Here is a 23303-nt window from a genome sequence, read left to right as displayed (position 1 = left end):
CTTAGCCCAGATCCTCCGCGAGCCTGAGCACCTCGTCCACCGAGGTGATCCCCTCGCGGGCGTAGTCCAGCGCCGTCAGGGCCAGGGGCCGGTAGTGCTCGTGTTCGCGCGCCGCCCGGGCGAAGCCCTCCGCATCGTTGCGGCGCAGGGCATCCATCATGGGTTGATCCAGCTCCAGCAACTCGTAGACGCCGATCCGGCCGGAATAACCGGTGAAGTTGCAACTCTGGCAGCCACGCCCCTTGTGATAGACATGCTGGCCCGGCGCCTCGCCGGAGAGCACGGAGAGCCAGGTGGCCTGCCCCTCGTCCGGCGGGCTCACCTCGACGCAGTGCTCGCACACCCGCCGCACCAGACGCTGGGCTACCACGGCCCGCAGCGCACTCGCCACCAGATAGCCGGGGGCTCCCATGTCGATGAGGCGCAGGGCACTGGTCACCGCGTCGTTGGTGTGCAGGGTGGTCAGCACCAGGTGACCGGTGATGGCACCGCGCAGACCGATCTCCACCGTCTCGTTGTCCCGCATCTCCCCCACCAGCAGGATGTCCGGATCCTGGCGCAGGGTGGAGCGCAGCACCTGGGAGAAGGTGAGGCCGATCTTGGCGTTGACCTGCACCTGGTTGATGCGTGGCAACCGGTATTCCACCGGGTCTTCCACCGTGATGATCTTGTGGCTGGCCTGATTGAGTTCGGAGAGGGCGCCATACAGGGTGGTGGTCTTGCCGCTCCCCGTGGGGCCCGTCACCAGGATCATGCCGTGGGGGCGTTTGAGCTGACGCCGGAAGCGGGTGAGGATCGCCGGCGGCATGCCGGTATCCGCCAGCGACAAGATGCCGGAGGATTGATCCAGCAGACGCATCACCACGGATTCCCCGTACTGCACCGGCATGGTCGACATCCGCACGTCCACGTCGCGCCCGCGCACCTTCATGTTGAAGCGGCCATCCTGGGGCAGCCGTTTCTCGGAGATGTCGAGCCCGGCCACCAGTTTCAGGCGCAGCACCAGCGCCTGGGCGATGCGCACCTCGTTCAGCAAATTCTCGTGCAAGATGCCGTCGATCCGCTGGCGGATGCGCAGCACCTTCTCGTCCGGCTCGATATGGATATCCGATGCCCCGACCTGCACCGCGTCCTCGAACAGGGAGCGCAACAGCTTGGCCACCGTCGCCTCCCCCTCGTCGGCCCCGCCGTTGAGGTTGCTGGCCCCGAGCTCGAAGCCGGTATCCTGATGCTCCTCGTGCAGCTGCACCGCGAAGTTTTCAATCTCCCGGGTGCGCCGATAGAGGCGGTCGAAATACTCCAGCAACTGGCCTTCCCGCGCCACAGCGAGCACCAGTTCCCGCGGGCTCAGCAGGGCGGCGATGGCGTCGAGGGCGCTGAGGTCGGCGGGATCCGACATGGCCACCGTCACCTTGTCATCGCTCTGATTCACCGCCAGCGCCCGGTAGCGACGGGCCTGCACCTCGGGCAACAGGGCCACGGCGGCCGCATCTATGGTGAGATTGTTGAGGTCGAAGAAGGGCACATCCAGCTGGCGGGCGAGGAATTGCAGCAACTGCACCTCGCTGATGAAGCCAAGATCGATGAGGGTGGTTCCCAGCTTGCGGCCGGTCTGCCGCTGCTGCTGCAGGGCAAGCTGGAGCTGGTCATCGGAGATGATCTGCTCTTGCACCAGCAGGTCGCCGAGCCGCATTTTCAGTCTGGGTTGTGCCATGGCTACTCCGAAAAAGTGAACACTGCCCCTCAGGGGGCGAGTTGGGCGATGCGCTGATCCAGCCACTGGCTGGAGGCTTCGCCGAGGTTGCCGTGCAGCTGGGCATTGCGATAGGCATCCAGCGCCTGCTGGCGATGGCCCTGGCCATCCTCCGCCACGCCGAGACCGAGCCACCAGCGGCCCTGATCCGGCTGCTGACGCAGCAACTTGACGTAGAGATCCGCCGCCTGGGCATTCTGTCCCAGCTCCTGGGTCAAGCCGGCCCAGGTGGCGTAGTAGTCGAGGTTGGCGGCAAGATCCGGCTGATAACCGGCCAGCCAGTCCAGCGCCTTCCGGCGATCCCCGGCGCTGATGGCCACCCGCGCCAGCAGCAGGCGAAAATCGGCCTGCCGCGGCTCCAGTCTGAGCCCCTCTTCCAGCACCTGGTTCGCCTCGTTCAGACGCCCCTCGCCGTAGAGCAGCGCCGCCAGCTGTTCGCGGGCCCCCTGGTTGTGGGGATCGTGCACCAGCACCTGGTAGTAGTTGTCCTGCGCCGCCCGCATATCCCCCTTGGCCATGGCCGTGGTGGCCTTGCGCTCGGCCAGGGTCGCCAGCTCCGGCTCGGAGAGGTCCACCTGTTCAATCCTGAGCACCCTGGGCTTGCGGGGCGGAGCCGCCGCCTCCCGCTCGGCTGCGAGTTCGGCCTGCAGATCCGGTTGCAACTCTTCGTCGCTCGGCACCGTCTCGCCTTCGGCCAGCAGTGCATCCCCGCTGGGGTCGATCCCCTCATCCGCCGGGGGAAGCGCCTCACCGTCGGCCTCGTCCATGTCGCTCCGAGTCGTGGCCAGCGCCAGGGCTGCCGGGACGTCTGGTTCGCCTTCCGCTTCCGGCGGCTCAGCGGTGCTGGCGGCTGCCGACATCGGCACACCGGCCAGCGTTTTGGCAGCGGAAGATGCTGCCGGTGCAGATTCCACTGCGCTGACTGGCTGTGAAATGGCGGCCAAGGCAGCAGGAGTCTCTGCCTGATGGCTCTGCTGCCAGTAGATCCAGGTGCGCCAACCAAGGATCCCGAGTGCCAGTCCGCACATCAGGGTCAATGCCAGCATCCACCAGCCTTGCTGGCGAGGGGGCGCCACGTAGACGGCGGTTCCCTCCCCCGGTTGACGCTGCTCCAGATCCTTGAGCATCTGATTGATCACGCTCATGACCAGACTCCATAAGCCAGGGCTCCGCCCAGCAGCAACAGCAGCGGCCACCAGCGGAGGAATGAAAAGTGGCTGGCATCCTCGGTATCCCGGATGGCGAGGCGCATCAGCTTGCCGCCTATCTGCCGCTCACCCCGGCCATAGGCCAGCATCAGGCACTTCTGGGCCAGCACGTTGATGAGGCGCGGCACCCCGCGGGACGCTCGCCACAGCAGACGCAGGGCGCGCCGACCGAAGAGGGATGCCCCGCGATAACCGGCGGCGTGCAGTCGATGCTCCACATAGGCACGGGTCTCGTCGAGGCGCAGGGCCCGCAGGCAGTAGGAGAAGCCGATGCGCTGGCGCAGCTGGCGCAGATGGGGCTTGGCCAGGCGGGCATCCAGCTCGGGCTGGCCGAACAGCACGATCTGCAGCAACTTGCAGGACTCCGTCTCCAGGTTGCCGAACAGCCGGATCGCCTCCAGGGTGTCGTCCGGCAAGGCCTGGGCCTCGTCGATCAGCACCACCACCCGCTGACCCTGCTGGTGCAGACCGATGAGATGGCGATGGATGCGATCGGTGAGATCCAGCTCGCTGCCATCCCGTACCGCCAGACCCAGCTCCAGCGCCAGGGCGATGCGCAGCTCGGCGGGGTTGAGGTGGGGGTTTGGCAGCCAGGCCAGACGCACGGGCCGCGCCTCCGAGCCGAGCTCGGTCAGCAACTTGCGGCACAGCAGTGTCTTGCCGGTGCCCACCTCGCCGGTCACCTTGATGAACCCCTCCCCCTGGGCCAGCGCCCAGTTCAGCACCTGCAGGGCCTCTTCATGGGGCGGCAGGCCGTAGTAGAGGCTGGTGTTCGGGGTGAGGGCGAAGGGCGCCTCCCGCAGGCCGAAGTGGCTCAGGTACATGAGGCCTCCCGGGGCCGGGAGGCGGAGGAAGCGAGTCGCTGCACTCTCATGGCTTAGCCCTTGGGCGGGTACCACTTGTCGAGCAGTTCGGAGGAGCGCTGCAACTCGTTCTGCCAGGTGCCCTTCTCCACCACGGTGGGCTTGAGCATGATCACCAGCTCCACCTTCTTGGTGCTCTCGCGGCGGTTGGTGAAGGCTTCACCGACCCAGGGGATGTCGCCGAGCAGGGGCACCTTGCTGACGATCTCCTGCTTGTCGGTCTTCATCAGGCCGCCGATAACGACGATGTCGCCATTGTTGGCCTGCACCACGGTATCCGACTCGCGGATGGAGCTCTTGGCCAGCGGCAGCACCAGAGGAGCGGCGGTGCCGACGTTGATGGTCTTGCTCTGCTCCTCGGTGTCGATGACCGAGGGGTGGATGTGCAGCAACACCCGGCCCGCCTCATCGATCTGCGGCGTCACGTCCAGGGCGATGCCGGAGAAGAAGGGGGTCAGCTCCACGTTGGGGGTGACGATGGGCGCGGAGTTGCCCGAGGTAGTGGTGGTGGTGGAGGCGTTGGTGACAAAGTATTCATCCGTCCCCACCTTGATCACCGCCTTCTGGTTGTTGGTCGCAGTCACCCGGGGGCTGGAGAGCGTGTTCACGTCCCCCTGGGTCTTGAGCAGGCTGACCGCCACGTTGAAGTTGCCGTCCGAGATGGTGAAGCCGGCACCGCCTCCCAGAGCCCGGAAGATCTGGTTCGGGGTGCTGGCGATGGGGCTTTTCAGCAAGGAACCGCCGCCGGTGATCCCCTTGCCACCATCCCAGCTGGCGGAGAGGCCGCTCCAGTCCACCCCCTGCTCGTAGCCTTCGTTGAGGGAGACCTCGAGGATCCGCGCCTCCAGCACCACCTGGCGCTTGAGGTGTTCACCGGATTGCTCGAGGAACTCGCGCACCGCCTTGAGCTCCTTGGGGTAAGCCCGCACCGTCACCAGACCGGCCTGAGGGCTGGTGATGATGGCCCGGCCTTCACCGTTGCCGACCAGGGTCTGCAGGGAGTCCCTCAGATCGGTCCAGTAGTCGTTGTTGCTGTCCGTCTCGATCCGGGTGCCGTTACTGTTGGTGTTGTTGTCACCGTTGTCGGAGGAGCCGAAGTTGTTGTTGCCGCTGTTGTTCAGGCCGTTGTCGAAGTTGTTGTTATTGCCGTTATTGTTGTTGTCGTTCGCGGTCACGCCGCCGGTACTGACCGAGGTGCGGGAGAGGCCACGGCGGGCCATCATCAGGTAGTTGACCGGGATGGTCTCGGTGCGAAGACCGGCGGGATAGATGTGGAACACGTTGCCCTTGCGCTGCACATCGAAGCCGTACATGTCCCCCACGGTGGCGAGGGCCTCCTGCAGGGTCACATCCTTGAGCTCCACCGAGATGGAACCCGCCACCCCGGGATGCACCGCCACGCTGTAGCGGGAGCCCTTGAACAGGGAGCCGAAGAACTCGACCGCATCCACGTCATGGGCCGCGATCCGCAGCCGTTTCTCGGGGATGGCCATCGGCTGCTGGGGGCGATTGAGCTGCAGCAGCTCGCTTTGCACCGAAGGGGGCAAGGTCGTCAGAGGGGTGGTCGGAGCCTGCTCCGCCATGGCCTGCTTGAGGGCATCCTTGGCCTGCACCGGCTCAGGGTGCTTGTAGGTTGTGCAACCCGCTACCGCCAACGCGAGGGGAAGCAGACAGAAATGGTGTTTTTTCATGTAATTAGCGCACCTGACTCGCAATTAAACTCGACAAACCCGGCCCATAACATCCCGCACGGTGCCGATTTACATCCGTATCTTGCTACCAAACAGGGTCAGCGACTGACGCTGGCCCCCCTTCTCCAATACCACGGCATCGGCGCTGATGGCGACCAGCTGGTAGCCCTCTATCCGCTGACCGACCCGATAGCTCTGGCCATTGATCACCGCGAGGGCAGGACCGTTGCCGATGATGATGCTCTGCAGCCTCGGCACGCCGGCCGTGGCGGACGGGTTCGCCCCCTTGCTGGCACTCATCCCCGCCAGCGGGGCCGTCGGATCCTGCAATACCTCGGCCTGGGCCAGGGGGCTCAGCAGGCAGGTCCACAGCAGACACCAGGCCGAGCCTGACAGCCATGGAATATTATTTTTATTTATCAGCATGTTAGCCACGGATAAACTCCTTGCTGGTGCTGAGGGTGTAGATCTCCATCATCACCGCGGCCTTGGGGTGTTCCTCCACCCTGTAGTCGAACCTCTGCCAATAGAAGTGGCGGGGCAATGCCTCCAGCGCCTTCAGATACTGGTAGACATCGAAATACCCCCCCTCCAGCTGGAGGCGGATCCCGTGTCTGAACAGGTTGACCTTCTGCTCTCCCGCCATCAGGGGTTCGGGTTTGAGCGAGGTCAGGGACAGCATGTGCAGGTTGGCGGAGCGGGACAGCAGGGCCTCCAGCACGGCGGGCATCTCCCGGGCCGGGATCAGATCCACCGTCTGGGCCTTGAGCTCGGCATCCAGCCTGGCGAGATCCGCGTCTACCCGCGCCAGCTGCTCACGTACCTGGGCATTGGGATCCCGTGCCAGCCTGGCCTGCTTGCCCTGATTCTCGAGGTCGAGGATCTCCAGATCCCGCTGGGCGGCGGTCAGGGCGGCGCGATCCTGGCTCAGCCGGGTGTCGGCGGCATCCAGCCAGCCGTAGATCCCGATGGCCCCGGCCAGCACCAGGCCGGTCAGCAGGATCAGTACCCGCTCTCGCAAGCTGAGGGCGGCCACTTTCTGGGCCCATGCCTGCCACTGTGCTTTCAACTCCATCAGGGCTTCTCCTGCTCGATGCCGCTGAGCTGGAAGGCCAGTTGGCCCTCCTTGTCCCGGCTCAGGGTCAGCTCACCGAACTGCTTGCCCGCCAGGGACGGCGTCTGTTTGAAACGGTTCACCCAGGCGGGCACATCCTGACTGCGCTCGGCGAAGCCGGAGAGGTTGATGTGCCCCTCGCTGATCTCGATCCGTTGCAGGGAGAGACGGGCATCCCGCAGGCGGGCGAGATCCGCCATCAAGCCGGCGTAACCCTGGGATTTTTGCAAGGAGAGGTTGCCAAGCTGCTGCATCAGCCCCTGCCTGGCACTCAGCTCCTCCTGCCGGCTGACCAGCTGTTGTTGCAACTGGGTATCGGCCTGATGACGGGCAAGCTCGGCGTCCAGGCGCTGGGCTTCCCCACGTTTGACATCGAGCGCCACCCGCAGTTGTCCCAGCTCGCGGCTGACTCCCTGTTGCTGCCAGCCATAGAAGGCAGCGACGACGAGCAGCAGCAGCAAGGCACTGCCCCAGGCCAAGGCCATCTGGTTGAGGCTGGCCCACTGGCGCTTGGGCCTGAACTCGGCCCCGTATAGGTTGATATGACGCTTCATCATTCGTTCCTGCCCAAGGCGGCGCCACAAGTCGAGAGAGACTCAACTCCGGCCGGGCATGTGCCGTTCAGGGTCGACGAATTGACAGCCTGCATCATCGCTCACCTCCCAGGGCAGCACCGTAGGCCGAGAGATACTCAACCCCGGCAAGGACCGCCTTGTTGGCCATGGCAGACACCGGGAAGCCGAAGGCCTGTTCCAGGTGACGCACCAGATGGCCGATGGAGGAGGAGGCGATGGCAAGCTGCATCTGGCCCGGCTCAGGCAGCTTGAGCTGACCGGCGAGATAGTCGATGGAGCGCTGGATCTCGAGGGCCAACCCATCGAGCAGGTCGGGATCCGGCTCCTGGCCGCCGGTGAGGCTGCCAAAGCCGCGCAACTGGCGCGAGAAGCAGAGCCCCCCCTGATGAAACACCAGCAGTTGCAGATCCTGGCCCTTTGGCTGCCAGAGCAGGATACGCACCGTCTGATCCGCCTCGTACAGGGCCGTCATGGCCAGTTCGTCGCTGACGATGGCGTCCAGCTGTGCGACCCCGTTGACGGCATCCGCCAACTGTTGCACCCGGCTCTTGGGCAGGCAGATCACGTTGACCCTGGGTCGGCCGGCCGGCGGTGTCGGCAGGTCCACATAGTCCATGGCAAGCTGGAGCACGGGTTCGTTGACGAAATCCTTGATGGCCCAGGGCAGGGCCCCCGCCATCTCGGCATCGGGGACGGCAGGCTTGTCTATCTGGATCTGTTGATAAAGGCTGGCGGCCAGCGCCACCCGCACCTTAGACTTGGCCAGCCCATGCTGGCCGAACAGCTCGCCCATGGCCTGGGCCCACTCGTGGGGGCCATTGATGGCACGGCTGATGAAGAGAGGGCGTGGCTCCACACAGGCCAGCAGGATGCGATCGCTGGCCAACAGGAGTCCGACCTGATGGCTGGGAAGCGAACGACGGAAAAGTGATTTCATCGAGACCGGTCCTGGCTGCGTGAAACGGATTAAACCTTAACATAAACAGGCTATTAGCTTCCATATTTATGAAAGATGATGCATGGCAGGGCACTGCGCTGCCCCAGACCGAGGCGCCCCTCATTCCCTCCCCTCTGTACCCCGTCCAACATCCCTTGCTGGATGTCCACGGGGTCAGGCTCTGGTGCAAACGGGACGATCTCATCCACCCGACCCTCTCCGGCAACAAATGGAGAAAGCTCAAATACCATCTGTTGCAGGCAAAGCGGGAGGGAAAACATCACCTGCTTTCATTTGGTGGCGCCTACTCCAATCACATCCATGCACTGGCGGCAGCGGGCCACCGTGCCGGACTGCGCACCACGGGCATCATACGCGGTGAAGCCGACTCAGTCAGCAACTCCACCCTTCGAGCCGCCAGCGAGTGGGGCATGACCCTTCAGTTCGTGGACCGACAGAGCTACCGGCGACGCCAGGATTCCGAGTGGCTGGCTCAGTTTGAGACCCAACATACCCTGATTGTCCCCGAAGGGGGAAGTAGCCCCTTGGCCATTCCCGGCGTGGCCGAACTGGTGGCCGAGGTGCCCTTCTCGCCGGATCTCTGGGTATTGCCCTGCGCCAGTGGCGGTACCCTCGCGGGGCTGGTTGCGGGCAAACGGGAAGCGGAGCAGATACTGGCCATCGCCGTCCTCAAGGGCGGCGCCTTCATTCATGACGAGGTGTGCCGGCTTCATCCCCCGGCCGCCAGCACCCCGGGCTGGCGCATCGCACTGGATCACCACGACGGAGGCTATGCCAGATTCAGCCGGGAGATGTGGCAGTGGGTGCAGGCATTCGGTGCCCAGACCGGTCTGCCGCTGGAACCCATCTACAGCGGCAAGGCGATCTGGGGACTGTTTCGGGAGCTGGCGGCGGGTCACATTCCCCGTGGCAGCGAGATCGTCTTCATCCACACCGGCGGTCTGCAGGGGCTGGCAGGCCTGAGAGAGCAGGGTCGCCTCTGAAGGGGGCCCCAGACATGGCGGCCCCTTGAGAAGGTAACGCCGCCAAGACGGTTCAGACGCTGGCGGCTTCTGCCGGCAGCCGGCTGGGCTCGGCGAACCAGGGCCCCTGCCCCGCATGCACGCCAAGATGGCGCAGCATCTTCCACTCGTCGCCGCTCTCTACCCCCACCGCAATCACCCGGGTCTGGGTATTGGCACAGCCCCCCACCAGGCTGCGCACCGCCATCTGGTTGACCTGACGCAGGTGGATCTCCCGCACCAGGCTGGGGTGCAGCCTGAGGAAGTTGATCTCGAACTCCTTGATGTATTGGGTGCTCACCACATCCTGGCCCGCATGATCGATGGCCAGCTGGCAACCCAGCATGCGCAGTGCCCGCAGCGGTCGCTTGAGGGCCTCGTAGTGACGGGTCACCTGGGCCTCCGACAACTGCAACACCAGGGTCTGGTTGGTGCTGCGCGGTAGCTGGAACAGGTCGAAGAAGAGTTCGCGCTGGAACTCCCGGTTGAGCAGGCTCTGGGCACAGAGGGAGAGGCTGATGGGGCAACCGCCTTCCGGGCGCTGGCGCAGCAGACGCAAGGTGCGGGCGACCACCAGTTTGTCCAGCGGCAACAGCAGCCCGGCTTTCTCCGCCATCGGCATGAAGACCCCGGCCTGCAGCTCCCGCTCATGTTCATCCTGGATGCGGATCAGCAGTTCTTGCTGCAAGATCACCTGATCCTGCTCCTGCTGGACAGGTTGCAGATAGAAGTGGACCCCTTGCTCCTCGATGCGTCGGGTGATCAGGGTCCGCCAGCGTACCGTCCCCTTGCTGCTTCCCTCCTCATCCAGGGATTTCTCGAACAGGAACCAGCCGCTGTGGCCCTGCAAACGAGCGCTCTTGAGCGCCAGTTCTGCTTCTTCCTGCACCTTGAGCAGTGAATCCTGTGCCTGATAGCAGACCGCACCGAGATAAATGGCGGTTTCGACGTTGACCGCTTCCGGCCAATGCAGACGCTGCAGGCTCTTGAGCAGCTGGCCGGCACCATCGACCATCTCGCTCTCTGACATGTTGGGCAACAGCACGGCGAACACCTGGCCGGCATAGCGGGCCTGAAGAGCGCCGCTGTGCTTGCGCACGAAGGTACCGATGGAGGCGCTCGCCTCCATCAGCAGCTCCTGGCTGGGGCGCCCCGTCAGCTCGGGATCCAGCTCCTCCAGCCCGGCCAGTTCGATCAGCATGACACCACCGCTGATCACGCTCGCCTCCATGATGGCGCTCTCCATCCGGTTGTCGAAGAACAGGCGGTTGCCGATACCGGTCACCTTGTCGACGAAGGCATTGCTGCGGATGAAGTTGTCGAAGCGGCTGCGCTCCTTGCGGGCATCGGCCAGCTCCGCCAGCAGATGATTGAGTGCCTGGCTGGCGGAGACGGGCCACTCGTCGGCCGGATCGTGAGCCAGCTTGCCGAGTTTGCCATCCAGAATAAGCTGGGCCCGCTCGGCCAGGAGCTCGGCCCCGCGCAGTTGCAGCCGCAGCCAGCGAATGGAGTACCAGAGCCCGAACACGACTATGGTCACCCCGAGGGAGATGCCGGACATGGCCTGCATGGAGTATTCAAACTCCTTGAACGGCCGCTCCAGCTTGAACTCGGCCCGCATGCCGCTCTGATGGGGGATCGCCTTGCTGTAGGGGATCAGCAGGCTCTCGTCGGTCTGCTGCTGCACATCACGAAACCAGTAGACCCGCTGCTTGTCCTGGCGGATCTCCAGCTCGACCACGTGGGAAGCACGCAGCAGGGAGGGCAGCCAGCGGGCCAGATCCTGGGGATCGTCGGCGGCCCCTACCTGTTTGTCGATGATCTCCACCAGGGAGTCGACCCGGTTCTGCTGCAGCTCCATCCCCATCTGACGAAAGCTGAACACCCCGCCGAGCAGCACCATGGTCATGGCCAGGATCACGCACAGCGTAATAAAAGAGACGAGTTGAGTGGTCAGTTTCATGTGTCTTTCCGTAGCCGACGGCATCCATTAGGGCATCATGGTATCAGCCTTGGCCAAAACCCGCCTATGGATGAAGATCCCGCTTCGTAATTAAATGGCGACAAGGGGATGGGCGTTGACGGCGGAGGCCAGACAGCAGACGGATGAGGGGAGAAAAGCGGGCAGAAAAATGGTCCCGCAGAGGGGACCAAAAGAAACACTCAATATCAAAACTAACACTCTGTGCTACTGACAAAAATAGATACAGGAGTATTGAACACACGGTGAGTCAAACCGCGGGGCTACTCTAAACCAGTTCGGATAAGCTGGACAATTGTCACTTATGACAGGTTCACGATTGAATCTTAACCACCAGATTCGACTAAACCAGAATTTATCAATGACTTAGCAATTAAACGCTCAAAGGTTTTTTGCATTTATCAAATTGAAACAACTAATGAACCAGGGTGAGCCCCCTTGATGTTGCGCCTCCATGTTCAAGCCATTTGATGTGAAACGCCTCACTTCTCGACTCAGCTTGCGGTAATGAGTCCTCTCCACCCTCATCAACTCTCCATTTGACCCCTGGTAATGACACTGTCCTTCTGGCTGCGGGATAGCGCCACTTTGTTGCCCACCCGCGGATACGCAGCAACGCATGCCCACCAGCGAATTTTGCATAGATCCCGCGGGAAAAATGCTGCGTCCTGCCGACAACTACCCTTATCATGTGCGGATTCGCCATGGTCCATGACGGACTGTCCTGTCCCCGTCGGTCACCGCCGACCCGAGATGAGAACTACCGCCTATGAAGTCATTTATCCGGCAAGAGCTTTCCCTGCCCGTCAGCCTGCTGACCCTGCTGTTCTTCAAGACACAAGGCAGCGATCTGCTGACGGAGGCCACTCCCCTTGCCATCTATCTGCCGGTCTCCCTGGCCCTGCTCGCCATCGTCACCTGGGCCATCTTCTCCGTCGTGCGACACTCCGATGCCCTGGCCATCAAGCTGGGCGAACCCTTTGGCACCCTGATCCTGACCCTGTCGGTCATCTCCCTCGAAGTGGTGATGATCTCCTCCGTCATGCTGACCGGCAAACCCAACCCCGAGATGGCGCGAGACACCATGTTCGCCGTGGTGATGCTGGTCACCAACGGCCTGGTGGGTTTCACCCTGCTGTTCGGAGGCTGGCGCTACCACACCCAGAGCTTCAACCTCGACGGTGTGAAATCCTACCTGGTGGCCATCATCCCTCTGGCGCTGCTCTGTCTGGTGCTGCCGAACTTCACCGAAGGGGGCAACCTTGGCAGCATGTCCCGCGCCATGTCCTGGATGCTGATCATCATCTCCATCCTGCTTTACGGCGTCTTCCTGCTGATCCAGACCCGCAGCCACAGCCACTTCTTCGTCGACAGCGATCACGAGGATCATGAAGAACACCACGGCCCGCTGCAGAGCAACGTCTACCACACCCTGCTGCTGCTCGCCTATCTGGTGGTGGTGATCCTGCTGGCCAAGACCCTCGCCATCCCCATCAATCACGGGGTTCATGTGATGGATGCGCCAGCCGCGCTGGGGGGCTTCATCGTCGCCTGTATCGTGCTGGCCCCCGAGGCCGTTGGCGCCATCAAGGCCGCCTTCAACAACCAGCTGCAGCGTGCCATGAACCTCTACTTCGGTTCCGTACTGGCCACCATAGCGCTCACCGTGCCCGCCGTGCTGTTCATCGGCACCCTGATAGATCAGGAGGTCCGCCTTGGCCTCTCTGCCGCCGACATGGTGCTGCTCATCACCACCCTCATGGTCTGCAAGGTCACCTTCAGCAGTGGCCGTACCAATGCCCTCCATGGCGCCACCCATCTGGTGCTGTTCGTGGTCTATCTGTTCCTGATGTTCGAGCGGGGCTGACCCCGACCAACAATGAAAAGACCGCCCTCGAGGCGGTCTTTTGTTATGGATCTCTATTCCCCTCTTCAATCAGAAAGAGGGAGAAAGCAGCTTATAGGCTGGGCAGTACCCCGACCGGGATCAGATCGTTATAGCTGGCACGGCCCAGCAAGGCAGCGGCGGCTTCGATATCCGGTGCAAAATATCTGTCCTTGTCGTAGAAGCTGACTTCTGCACGCAGCCGGCCCTTGGCCAGTTCGATGAGTTCGGTGCTGCGCAGAGGAGCACGGAAATCCAGCCCCTGAGCCGCCGCCAGCAATTCGACGGCCAGGATGCCGCGGGTGTTCTCGGCCATGTCCGCCAGACGGCGACCGGCGAAGGTGGCCATGGAGACGTGATCCTCCTGGTTCGCCGAGGTGGGCAGGCTGTCCACCGAGGCCGGGTGGGCCAAAGTCTTGTTCTCGGAGGCCAGCGCCGCCGAGGTGACCTGGGCAATCATGAAGCCCGAGTTCACCCCGCCGTTGTTGACCAGAAACGCCGGCAGACCGGACATGCGGGAATCGATCAGCAGGGCCATGCGCCGCTCGGAAAGCGATCCTATCTCGGCGATGGCCAGTGCCAGGTTGTCAGCGGCAAAGGCCACGGGCTCGGCGTGGAAGTTGCCGCCGGAGAGGATCTCCTCATCATCGGCAAACACCAGAGGGTTGTCGGAAACCGCATTGGCCTCGCACACCAGCACCTCGGCAGCCTGACGGATCTGGGTCAGACAGGCCCCCATCACCTGGGGCTGGCAGCGCAGGGAGTAGGGATCCTGCACCTTCTCGCAGTTGTGGTGGGACATGCCGATCTCGCTGCCATCCACCAGCAGATGGCGATAGCAGGTGGCCGCATCTATCTGCCCACTCTGACCGCGCACCGCGTGGATACGGGCATCGAATGGACGGCGGCTGCCGAGCGCCGCTTCCACGCTCATGGCACCGATAGTGATGGCGCCTGCGTAGAGATCCTCGGCGTGGAACAAGCCCTCCAACGCGAAGGCAGTACTGGCCTGGGTGCCATTGAGCAGGGCCAGCCCCTCTTTGGGTGCCAGGGAAATGGGTGACAGCCCCGCAATCTTGAGCGCGGCAGCGGCATCCAGCAGCTCCCCCTTGTGGCGGGCCTTGCCCTCACCGATGAGCAGACAGCTCATGTGGGCCAGGGGAGCCAGGTCGCCGGAGGCACCGACGGAGCCCTTCTTCGGCACCACAGGATAGACCTCAGCATTGATGAGCCGCATCAGGGCCTGCAGCACGTCCAGCCGGATGCCGGAGAAGCCGCGCGCCAGGGAGTTGACCTTGAGCACCATCATCAGCCGCACGGTGGCGTCATTCATGTACTCGCCGATCCCCGCCGCGTGGGAGAGCACGATGGAGCGTTGCAGCTCATCGAGCTGCTCCACCGGGATGCGGGTGTTCGCCAACAGACCGAAACCGGTGTTGATGCCGTAGACCACGCGATTTTGCTCGATCACCTTGGTCACGACCGCAGCCGAGGCTTCGATGGCGGGTCTGGCGGACGGATCCAGGCTGATATGAACCGGCTCGCGACTGACGCGGCGCAGGGTGGCGAGGGTCAGCTCACCGGGCAACAGATTGAGTTCAAACATCTTGTTTCACCCCTTTGCCAGCTGAAGTCAGCATGGGCAGGTCCAGTTTCGCCTCATGGGCACAATTGATGGCGATCTCGTAGCCCGCATCCGCGTGACGCATCACGCCGGTAGCCGGATCGTTGCGCAGCACCCGGCCGACCCGCTTGGCGGCATCATCCGTGCCGTCACAGACGATCACCACGCCGGAATGCTGGGAGAAGCCCATGCCCACCCCACCACCGTGGTGCAGGGAGACCCAGGTCGCACCGCCTGCGGTATTGAGCAGGGCGTTGAGCAAGGGCCAGTCGGAGACCGCATCCGAGCCATCCATCATGGATTCCGTTTCACGGTTCGGGCTCGCCACCGAGCCAGAGTCCAGATGATCGCGACCGATCACCACGGGGGCCTTCAGCTCGCCGTTTTTCACCATCTCGTTGAAGGCAAGACCGAGACGTACCCGATCCTTGACCCCGACCCAGCAGATCCGCGCCGGCAGCCCCTGGAAGGCGATGCGCTCGCGGGCCATGTCGAGCCAGTTGTGCAGGTGAGGATCATCCGGGATCAACTCTTTCACCTTCTGATCCGTCTTGTAGATGTCCTCCGGATCCCCGGACAGGGCCACCCAGCGGAACGGGCCTATCCCTTCGCAGAACAGCGGACGAATATAGGCGGGCACGAAGCCGGGGAAGTCGAAGGCGTTCTTCACCCCCTCCTCCAGCGCCATCTGGCGGATATTGTTGCCGTAATCCAGCGTCGCGGCACCGCGGGCCTGCAGGGTCAGCATGGCTTCGACCTGACGGGCCATGGAGTGGCGGGCGGCCTGGTTCACCTCCTGGGGCGCGGTTTTTTGCAGCTCACGCCACTGGGAAACGCTCCAGCCCTGAGGCAGGTAGCCGTGAATGGGGTCATGGGCGGAGGTCTGGTCGGTCACCACGTCCGGGGTGATGCCACGGGCCACCAGCTCGGCGAACACATCGGCAGCGTTGCCGAGCAGGCCGACGGAGACGGCAGTGCCGCTGCGTTTGGCCTCCTCGACCATGGCCAGCGCCTCGTCCAGGCTGTGAGCCTTCTTGTCCACATAACGGGTCTTCAAGCGAAAATCGATGCGGGTCTCGTCGCACTCCACCGCGATCATGGAGAAGCCCGCCATGGTGGCCGCCAGGGGCTGGGCGCCGCCCATGCCGCCGAGGCCACCGGTCAGGATCCAGCGGCCCGCCGGCTTGCCGTCGAAGTGCTGGTTCGCCACCGCGAAGAAGGTCTCGTAAGTGCCCTGGACTATGCCCTGGGTGCCGATGTAGATCCAGGAACCGGCAGTCATCTGGCCGTACATCATCAAGCCCTTCTTATCGAGCTCGTTGAAGTGTTCCCAGTTCGCCCAGTGGGGTACCAGGTTGGAGTTGGCGATCAGCACCCGGGGCGCGTCCTTGTGGGTCTGGAACACCCCGACCGGCTTGCCGGATTGCACCAGCAGGGTCTGATCCTCCTCCAGCCGGGTCAGCACCTCGACGATCTTGTCGTAACAGGCCCAGTTGCGGGCAGCGCGGCCGATGCCACCGTACACCACCAGAGACTGGGGATGCTCGGCCACTTCCGGATCCAGGTTGTTCATCAGCATCCGCAAGGGCGCCTCGGTGAGCCAGCTCTTGGCGGTCAGCTCAGTGCCGCGCGGGGCGCGGATCACGCGGTTCGGATCGTGGCGGGGATCCTGATGTTGTACAGACATAGACACTCCTTGTTTATCGATACGGTCGGGCGATGCAGCGCATCGCTACTTGGTTAACTGGTGGATCAGACGCGCGGCCACGCGGGCGCTGCGGTTGTCCTGATCCAGACTCGGGTTGTACTCGGCCAGATCGGCGAGCCTGAGCTTGCCGCTGGCCCGGATATGGGCGATCAGGGGTTCGATGACCGCCAGCTCGACCCCACGGGCGGCGGGAGCACTCACTCCCGGCATGACGGCACCGGGCAGCACATCGAGATCGATGGTGAGATAGAGGTGATCGCAGCGGGCGATAAAGGCATCCAGCCCGTTTAGCAGTGTGGGCAGATCGCTTTGGGTCATGGCCTCATCCAGCACGTGCCAGACCCCCAGCGTCTGAGCTCTGGCAAAGAGCGCCGCCGTGTTGGCAGTCTCCGCCACTCCGAGACAGGCGTAGTGGAACGCCGAGCCCTGGGCGGCGCACTGCTCGGCAATCTGGAAGAAGGGGGTGCCGGAGCTCGCCTGCTCCCCTTTCATGCGCAGGTCGAAGTGAGCATCCAGATTGATGATCCCCACTCTCCCCTGTTGCGCCAGATGACGATTGAGGCCGCTCCAGCTGCCAAAGGCCACCTCGTGCCCCCCGCCGAGCACCAACGGAAAATGTCCCTCGCCCAGCAGGCGGGCAACCCGCTCTGCCAACCGGTCGTGGGCGACGTCGAGATCGCCGTCTTCACAGGCCAGATCCCCGCTGTCGTAAACCGGTTGGTTCAGATGCCAAGCGCTGTTGGCCAACAGCTTGCGGATAGCCTGAGGCGCAGCAGCGGCGCCCACTCGCCCCTTGTTGCGGCGCACCCCTTCGTCGCAGGCGAAACCCACCAGGGCCACACCGGGAGCGGCGTCCTCTTGCCAAGGCAAGACGTTGTCATGCCAGCGTCGTGCCAGCTCGCCATCTTCCGGATCCTGACGCCCCTGCCAGACCGACATGTCGACCGGATAGTGCTTATCCATGGAGCGTCTCCTCACCGTTGAATACCCGGCAGACCAGCTGATCGACACCGACGAGATAGCTGATCTCCGCCGGGTGGGCACAGTTCCAGACGAGGAAATCGGCCTGCATGCCCACTCTCAACTGGCCCAGCCGCTCCTGCTCGCCGAGAGCCCTGGCCGCATGACGGGTCACCCCGGCCATGGCTTCGAGCGGCGTCAGACCGAACAGAGTGCACGCCATGTTCATGGCCATGCGCAAAGAGACGATGGGGGCCGTGCCCGGGTTGATATCGGAGGAGACCGCCATGGGCACCCCGGCCCGGCGCAGCGCCTCGACGGGGGGCTGCTTGGTCTCCTTGAGGAAGTAGAACGCAGTGGGCAGCAGGGTCGCGACCACCCCGCGGTGGGCAAGCGCCTGGATCCCGGCAGAGTCCAAATGCTCCAGATGATCCACCGAGAGGGCGCCGAAGTGGGCGGCGAGCGTGCTGCCCCCCAGGTTGGAGAGCTGCTCCATGTGCCCCTTCACCGCGAGATCGTATTGATTGGCCGCCAGATAGACCTGCTCGGTCTGGGCAAGGGAGAAACCGATATGCTCGCAGAAGACATCCACCGCATCCGCCAGCCCCGCCTCGGCAGCGGCCGGGATGATCTCCTGACAGATGGTCTCCACCCAGGAGTCGGGATCATCGCGATACTCGTGAGGCACCGCATGGGCCGCCAGCAGGGTGGTCTTGACCCGGATGGGTTGCGACTCCCCCAATCTGCGGGCAACCCGCAGCATCTTGAGCTCATCCGCCAGGGTGAGGCCATAGCCGGACTTGATCTCCACCGTGGTGACCCCTTCCCGGATCAGGGACTTGATCCTCGGCAGTGCCAGCTCATAAAGCTGATCCTCGCTGGCGGCGCGGGTGGCCCGCACCGTACTGAGGATACCGCCTCCCTTGCGGGCAATCTCGGCATAGGGCACACCCCGCTGGCGCAGCTCGAACTCCTCGGCGCGACTGCCGGCAAAGATGAGATGGGTATGGCAATCGATGAGACCCGGCGTGACCAGTCGGCCCTTCATATCGCGCCAGTGAGCCGGATAGGGCCCCTTGCTGACGAGGGGAAGGTCCTGCATGGGCACCAGGGCATGGATCTTGCCGTCATGGATCCCCAGGGCATGGGGTTCCAGCAGGCCGTAGTCCGCCAGATCCGGGCGCAGGGTGGCGGGCGTCACGTTGAGCCAGACCCGCTCGCAGTTCAACAGTTCCTTGTTCATAGCGACCTCAAATGTATATACAATAATTTATAGCCGATCTCGAAAGAGAAAGATAGGATCTATTTCACATCTTGATAACAGCCTGTTTATTAGAGTTTAGGCACAAAAAAGCCCACCGGATGGGTGGGCTTGTTTAGCACTATTTGTATATACAGCTAGCTGAGTTGAGTCTTTGAACTCAACTTGTAGCGAGAGCCGGGTGACAGCAATCTGGCGTAGGAAACCAGATAACCGTCCGACCAGGTACGCCTGTGCAGCAGCAGACAAGGTGTATCGACCCGCACCTGCAACAATCCCGCTTCACCGGCGCTCGGCAACACGGCCTCCACCACATGCTCCATCTCCGAGAGAGGGCAGACTTCCATCAGATAGCTGTTCGGGGTCTGGCGAGTGAAGTCCTGACCGCCATACTCCGGCAGACGCTCCGCATCGACAAAGCGCTCCTCCAGCTGCAACGGCTCCCCATCCGCCTGATGGACAATGAGGCTGTGGAAGGTGGGTGCCCCCACCCGCAAACCGAGCCGTACCGCCACCTTCTCGTCGGCAGCCTGGCGCTGCAGACGAATGACCCGGGCGCTGTACTGACTGCCCCGCTCGGTGATCTCGTCGGCGATGTTGCGAATGGCCAGCAGCGGGGATTCTGTCCGTCTGTCCGCCACGAAGCTGCCGGAACCGGCGGTACGCACCAGCCAGCCCTCGGTCACCAGCTCCCGCAGTGCCTTGTTGACCGTCATCCGGCTCACGGCAAACTGCTCGCACAGGGCCGCCTCGGTCGGGATCCTGTCCCCCGCCTGATAGTGGCGTTCGCGGATCCCGTCGAGGATATGTTGCTTGATCTGCAGATAGAGGGCTGGAGCCAAAGACGGGATCCTCAGCGGCGGCGGGGCGGACGGGTGTCCGGCCAGGCGCGGTAGACGTCGGCAATCTGATCCGGGCCGCTGATGCAGAGATCCAGATCGTGCAGCAGGCCGTCCTTGATCCCGTAGATCCAGCCGTGCACCGCCAGCTCCTGCCCCTTGCGCCAGGCGTTCTGGATGATGGTGGTGTGGCAGACGTTGGCCACCTGCTCGGCCACGTTCAGCTCGCACAGGTAGTCGTGGCGCTCGTGCTCGTCTTCGATGGCATCGAGCTGCTCGCGGTACTTGAAGTAGACATCCTTGATGTTGCGCAACCAGTTGTCGATGAGGCCCAGCTCGGTGTTCTTCATGGCGGCCAGCACACCGCCACAACCGTAGTGGCCGCAGACGATGATGTGTTTCACCTTGAGCACCTCGACCGCATATTGCAGCACGGAGAGGCAGTTGAAGTCGGTGTGTACCACCAGGTTGGCGACGTTGCGGTGAACGAACACGTCCCCCGGCAGCAGCCCCATCAGCTGGTTCGCGGGCACCCGGCTGTCGGAGCAACCGATCCAGAGATATTCAGGCGCCTGCTGGGCGGAAAGGGTCGCGAAGAACTCGGGATCCTCGGCCTTGATCTGCTCCGCCCACTCGCGGTTATTGGTAAACAAGTCGTTTAACAGTTTCACTTCAACTCTCCCTAGAGTGTTAACGACGGCAACATAACACATTCAAGGCCATTGGGGGCACCGCGTCACCACTGATCCGAGCTGGTAACGCAGATACAAAAACAGGGCCATCAGGCCCTGCTTCGTCTCGGGAGTGCCCTCAGGCATCCATGGCATCTTTCAACTTCTTGAGCGCGTTCTTCTCGAGCTGACGCACCCGTTCCGCGGAAACGCCGTAGGTATCGGCCAGCTCCTGCAACGTGGTCTTGCTCTCTTCATCCAGCCAACGGGCACGGATGATGTGCTGACTGCGCTCATCCAGGGTCGCCATGGCCGCACTCAGACGACGGGTGGCGTGGTTGTCCCAGTTGTCGTTCTCGATGGTGGCAGCAAGATCGGAAGACTTGTCTTCCAGATAGTGAACCGGGGCAAAGCCACCCTCGTCTTCATCGTCGCCGACCAGATCGAAGGCCTGATCATAGTTGCTCATCCGCGCTTCCATCTCGGTCACGTCGGACGGAGACACGCCCAGCTCGGCGGCAACGGCCTGCACCTCATCGTGGCTGAACCAGCCCAGACGCTTCTTGGATTTGCGCAGGTTGAAGAAGAGCTTGCGCTGGGCCTTGGTGGTCGCCACCTTGACCATGCGCCAGTTGCGCAGCACATATTCGTGGATCTCGGCCTTGATCCAGTGCACGGCGAAGGAGACCAGACGCACGCCGACACTCGGGTCGAAGCGCTTGACGGCCTTCATCAGGCCGATATTGCCTTCCTGCACCAGATCGGCCTGGGGCAGACCATAGCCGGCATAGCTCTTGGCCACGTGAACAACAAAACGCAGGTGAGACATGACCAGCTGACGGGCAGCCTCGAGATCGCCACCCTGCTGCAAACGCGTCGCCAGTTCACGCTCTTCCTCTGCGCTCAGCACAGGAATCGAGTTAACTGCCTGGATATAGCCTTCCAGACTACCTTGCGGGATCAGGGCCATAGTGCGTTGCAATGAAGTTCCCATGTTCTACCTCTTACTTTTCAATCGAATCAGTCTAACACCCTGAGAGGGTCTGTCTACTGACCGGATGCCATTCTGGGGCCTGAATCAAACATCGGCGGCCACAGCGCGAACCCGGCTTATCTTAGGACTGGGGGATGAATCATAAATGAACAATCAAAAAAAAGGGGTCACAGTAAAGGACCCCTGAAAAGTAGCATGCTAAGTCCATTGTTGCGGAGCTCGCAACCTTCACATGCTTGCCAAGTCAGACGAGCAAGGCAGAGGGGCCATACCCGTATACATTCTGTCGCACTTAATAGACTGCTTATAAATCAAAAGGTTCACGGGACTCAGATAAGATCCTGCGATCAGGTATCATTCAGATTACTCTGAGAAACTGGCCCGTGCCAGAAACGGGCCCTTCTTTTACTTGATCCAGTTCTCAAAATCCAGCGCTTTGCATCGCTGGTAAATCAATCAGGAGGGTTCTATGTCGCGAATGTGTCTGTGTACCGAAAACCAGGACGCAATCAGCCCCAACAAGGCCCCCAGCAGTATCAGATTGAAGCCATCGATGGCCCCCATTCCCACCAACCGGAAATTGCTGTTGTAGAGACCGGCCAGCTCCTTCACCACGCCCTCACTCCAGATCACCATTACCTCGGTCAGCCACCAGGCCAGCATGCCGCCGATGACCCCGAACCAGATGCCGGTATAGAGGAAGGGACGATGGATAAAGGCATCGGTCGCCCCCACCAGTTTGAGCACTTCGATCTCGGATCGCTGGTTGAGGATATTCAGCCGCAACGTGTTGCCGACAATCAGCAGTACGGCGGAGAGCAGCAACACGGCGATACCGGTGATGGTATGGCGCAGCAGGTTCATGATCCCCTGCAACCGGGTCAGCCACTGCAGATCCAGCTTGCCCTGCTCGACACCTGGTTCGTTTTCCAGCTTGGCGAGCAGCTCGGCGGCCCCTTCCGGGTTCTGCCAGCGGGGATCCGGGATCACGCTGAGCACAGGGGGCAAGGGGTTGCTGTCGAGGTAGTCGAGGGCATCGCCAAAGCCGGAGATCTCCCGAAACTCCTTCAGCGCCTCATCCCGGTTCATGTAGGTGACGGACTCCACCTCGGGGTAGAGCAGGACGCGCTGCTTCATGTCGAGGATGCTCTGCTCCGGCAAGTCCTTGCGCAGATAGAGAGAGATCTGGGAACTGGTCTGCCAGCTGCCCTCCACGATCTCGGCGTTTTTCAGCAGCACGTGGAAACAGGAGGGCAACGCCAGGCTGACCCCGAGCACCGCCAGGGTCATCAGGGAGGCGAGCGGATTGCGCCACAGCTCACCCATGCTGGCAAACGCCTGACGCAGGTGATCCACCCAGTACATGACGAGGCGGCGCAACAGCGGCTGTTTATGACGAACGATGGCCATCAGTAGCCCTCCCCGTTTCGTGAGACAGTGACCACTAACCAGGGTTGTTCATGGCGGCTCATGGACATCACGCCTCCTCCTGCTCTTGCGAATACATGCGACCCGCCTTGAGGGTCAGGGTGCGATAGCGCATGCGGGCGATGAGGCCCAGGTCATGGGTGGCGATCAGCACCGAGACGCCGAAGCGGTTGAACTCCTCGAACAGTCGCATGATGTCCATGGAGAGCTGGGGATCCAGGTTGCCGGTAGGCTCATCCGCCAGCAGCAGTGGCGGCTTGTTGACGATGGCACGAGCGATGCCGACCCGCTGCTGCTCACCACCGGAGAGCATGCGTGGCTGGTAACGCTCCTTGCCGAGCAGCCCCACCTTGTCCAGTGCCGCCGCCACCCGCTTGTTGATGTCCCCATGGCTGTAGCCATCGATCACCAGAGGCAGGGCCACGTTGTCGAACACGGTTCTGTCCATCAGCAGCCGGTGATCCTGGAAGATCATGCCGATCTGGCGACGCACATAGGGGATCTGGCCCCGCTTGATCTGGCTGACATCATCCCCGTGGAAGAAGACCCGGCCATCGGTCGGCCGCTCCATCACGCTGATGAGCTTGAGCAGGGTACTCTTGCCTGCCCCGGAGTGACCGGTCAGGAAGGCCATCTCTCCTTTGCACAAATGGAAGCTGACTTTCTGCAGCGCCTGATGACCGCCGCTGTATACCTTGCTGACCTTATCGAAACGAATCATTCGGCTCCCTCATATTGACCAGTCCCGACCGGGATTGAAGCTCGGGATGCTCATTCAATGGCATCACC

The 23303-nt window shown here is 62.6% G+C and carries 20 protein-coding genes; 2 read left to right on the top strand and 18 right to left on the bottom strand.

Annotated elements, in window-relative coordinates:
* Window position 1: 1 nt before the first annotated feature.
* The 8 genes from mshE to ABNP46_RS01610 all read right to left on the bottom strand — a co-directional run bounded on the left by mshE (window position 2) and on the right by ABNP46_RS01610 (window position 8141).
* Window positions 2-1714, bottom strand: a complete 1713-nt coding sequence (gene mshE / locus ABNP46_RS01645) for an MSHA fimbrial ATPase MshE (protein WP_349920701.1) — start codon at window positions 1712-1714, stop codon at window positions 2-4.
* Window positions 1715-1743: 29 nt separating this feature from the next.
* Complete coding sequence (locus tag ABNP46_RS01640) at window positions 1744-2898, bottom strand: tetratricopeptide repeat protein (RefSeq protein WP_349920700.1); 1155 nt, start codon at window positions 2896-2898, stop codon at window positions 1744-1746.
* Window positions 2895-3785, bottom strand: a complete 891-nt coding sequence (locus tag ABNP46_RS01635) for an ExeA family protein (protein WP_349920699.1) — start codon at window positions 3783-3785, stop codon at window positions 2895-2897. Before ABNP46_RS01635 ends, ABNP46_RS01640 begins: the two co-directional genes overlap by 4 nt.
* A gap of 53 nt (window positions 3786-3838) precedes the next feature.
* Window positions 3839-5515, bottom strand: a complete 1677-nt coding sequence (gene mshL, locus ABNP46_RS01630; protein WP_349920698.1) for a pilus (MSHA type) biogenesis protein MshL — start codon at window positions 5513-5515, stop codon at window positions 3839-3841.
* A gap of 69 nt (window positions 5516-5584) precedes the next feature.
* Window positions 5585-5941, bottom strand: a complete 357-nt coding sequence (locus tag ABNP46_RS01625; protein ID WP_349922336.1) for a SctD/MshK family protein — start codon at window positions 5939-5941, stop codon at window positions 5585-5587.
* Window position 5942: 1 nt separating this feature from the next.
* The gene (gene pilO, locus ABNP46_RS01620) at window positions 5943-6590 is read right to left on the bottom strand and encodes a type 4a pilus biogenesis protein PilO (protein WP_349920697.1); all 648 of its coding nucleotides are present in this window, start codon (window positions 6588-6590) and stop codon (window positions 5943-5945) included.
* Window positions 6590-7183, bottom strand: a complete 594-nt coding sequence (locus tag ABNP46_RS01615; RefSeq protein WP_349920696.1) for a PilN domain-containing protein — start codon at window positions 7181-7183, stop codon at window positions 6590-6592. The genes pilO and ABNP46_RS01615 overlap by 1 nt, the downstream gene beginning before the upstream one ends.
* Before the next feature lie 94 nt (window positions 7184-7277).
* Entirely contained in the window at window positions 7278-8141 is an 864-nt protein-coding gene (locus ABNP46_RS01610) for an MSHA biogenesis protein MshI (protein ID WP_349920695.1), read from the bottom strand.
* A gap of 68 nt (window positions 8142-8209) precedes the next feature.
* Between ABNP46_RS01610 and ABNP46_RS01605 the strand changes: the two genes are divergently transcribed.
* Window positions 8210-9145, top strand: coding sequence for a 1-aminocyclopropane-1-carboxylate deaminase/D-cysteine desulfhydrase (locus ABNP46_RS01605; protein WP_349920694.1), 936 nt, complete (start codon window positions 8210-8212; stop codon window positions 9143-9145).
* 52 nt (window positions 9146-9197) lie between these two features.
* Here ABNP46_RS01605 and ABNP46_RS01600 read toward each other — a convergent pair whose 3' ends face one another.
* The gene (locus ABNP46_RS01600; protein ID WP_349920693.1) at window positions 9198-11126 is read right to left on the bottom strand and encodes an EAL domain-containing protein; all 1929 of its coding nucleotides are present in this window, start codon (window positions 11124-11126) and stop codon (window positions 9198-9200) included.
* A gap of 787 nt (window positions 11127-11913) precedes the next feature.
* Between ABNP46_RS01600 and ABNP46_RS01595 the strand changes: the two genes are divergently transcribed.
* Window positions 11914-13011, top strand: coding sequence for a calcium:proton antiporter (locus ABNP46_RS01595; protein WP_349920692.1), 1098 nt, complete (start codon window positions 11914-11916; stop codon window positions 13009-13011).
* Window positions 13012-13102: 91 nt separating this feature from the next.
* Here ABNP46_RS01595 and hutH read toward each other — a convergent pair whose 3' ends face one another.
* The 9 genes from hutH to ftsE all read right to left on the bottom strand — a co-directional run bounded on the left by hutH (window position 13103) and on the right by ftsE (window position 23235).
* Entirely contained in the window at window positions 13103-14635 is a 1533-nt protein-coding gene (hutH, locus tag ABNP46_RS01590; RefSeq protein ID WP_349920691.1) for a histidine ammonia-lyase, read from the bottom strand.
* On the bottom strand, window positions 14628-16340 hold the full coding sequence (gene hutU / locus ABNP46_RS01585) for a urocanate hydratase (protein ID WP_349920690.1): 1713 nt from the start codon (window positions 16338-16340) through the stop codon (window positions 14628-14630). Before hutU ends, hutH begins: the two co-directional genes overlap by 8 nt.
* Before the next feature lie 45 nt (window positions 16341-16385).
* A complete protein-coding gene (gene hutG / locus ABNP46_RS01580) occupies window positions 16386-17324 on the bottom strand; it encodes a formimidoylglutamase (protein ID WP_349920689.1) in 939 nt (312 codons plus the stop codon).
* Entirely contained in the window at window positions 17317-18564 is a 1248-nt protein-coding gene (gene hutI, locus ABNP46_RS01575) for an imidazolonepropionase (RefSeq protein ID WP_349920688.1), read from the bottom strand. Before hutI ends, hutG begins: the two co-directional genes overlap by 8 nt.
* A 155-nt stretch (window positions 18565-18719) precedes the next feature.
* Window positions 18720-19424, bottom strand: coding sequence for a histidine utilization repressor (hutC, locus tag ABNP46_RS01570; RefSeq protein WP_349920687.1), 705 nt, complete (start codon window positions 19422-19424; stop codon window positions 18720-18722).
* Between the two features lie 11 nt (window positions 19425-19435).
* Window positions 19436-20092: a carbonate dehydratase gene (can, locus tag ABNP46_RS01565; RefSeq protein ID WP_349920686.1), complete on the bottom strand. Its 657-nt coding sequence runs from the start codon at window positions 20090-20092 to the stop codon at window positions 19436-19438.
* 139 nt (window positions 20093-20231) lie between these two features.
* The gene (gene rpoH / locus ABNP46_RS01560) at window positions 20232-21086 is read right to left on the bottom strand and encodes an RNA polymerase sigma factor RpoH (RefSeq protein WP_349920685.1); all 855 of its coding nucleotides are present in this window, start codon (window positions 21084-21086) and stop codon (window positions 20232-20234) included.
* Between the two features lie 456 nt (window positions 21087-21542).
* Window positions 21543-22496: a permease-like cell division protein FtsX gene (gene ftsX, locus ABNP46_RS01555; protein ID WP_349920684.1), complete on the bottom strand. Its 954-nt coding sequence runs from the start codon at window positions 22494-22496 to the stop codon at window positions 21543-21545.
* Between the two features lie 67 nt (window positions 22497-22563).
* Window positions 22564-23235, bottom strand: coding sequence for a cell division ATP-binding protein FtsE (gene ftsE, locus ABNP46_RS01550; RefSeq protein ID WP_349920683.1), 672 nt, complete (start codon window positions 23233-23235; stop codon window positions 22564-22566).
* Window positions 23236-23303: the final 68 nt, after the last annotated feature.

The organism is Aeromonas veronii, from assembly GCF_040215105.1.
In the GTDB taxonomy this organism is placed as follows: Bacteria; Pseudomonadota; Gammaproteobacteria; order Enterobacterales; family Aeromonadaceae; genus Aeromonas; species Aeromonas veronii_G.
This window is presented reverse-complemented; position numbering and strand designations above follow the sequence as displayed.